The sequence below is a fragment of the Paraliomyxa miuraensis genome (assembly GCF_026337845.1).
Classification (GTDB): domain Bacteria; phylum Myxococcota_A; class Polyangia; order Nannocystales; family Nannocystaceae; genus Paraliomyxa; species Paraliomyxa miuraensis.
In genome coordinates, this window is record NZ_JAOVZF010000070.1 from 1 (window position 1) to 531 (window position 531).

General features: G+C 71.8%; 1 protein-coding gene. It reads right to left on the reverse strand.

Translation table 11 applies throughout. From position 1 onward, the window contains the following. The coding region (locus OEB96_RS00305) for an RHS repeat-associated core domain-containing protein (protein ID WP_266213374.1) at positions 1–531 on the reverse strand (531 nt) is incomplete at both ends.

Genomic DNA, 531 nt, shown 5'->3' on the forward strand with positions numbered 1-531 from the left:
ATGTCCGGGGTCACCCGGATCGTGAACTCCGGCGTACCGCCGGGCTGTCCGGCGTCGCTGCCGTGACGCGTGTGGCCGGCCGTGTGCGGGTTGTGGCTCGGGCCGCCCTGGCCGATGCCGTTGGGGGCGTCGAACATCGCCACGGCGCGGTTCCACGAGTCCAGTGCGGAGCTCGGGGAGTTGGGATCGGGCACGACGATCGGGCGGTAGCAGTGGGTCTCGGCGCCGCACAGCCTCGGCAGCGCCCGGACGTCGTCGTCCGAGCTACCGAAGCTCCCGGCGTAGCCCGTGGGATCGGTCGCGACCAGCGGCCGGTTGTGCACGTAGCTCCAGCGGTTGTATGCCTGACCGTCGAGGGGTGAGACCACCAGCGGGTCGGGCGAGAAGAACCTCCCGAGCACCGGGTGGTACATGCGGCCGCCCATGTCGACCAGGCCGGCGTCGAGACGCGCGGGGTGACCGGTGAAGCCGACGCCGAGCAGGTCGAGCACGTCGTCGTCGATCGGCTGCGTCCAGTCCTCCGCGTCGCGG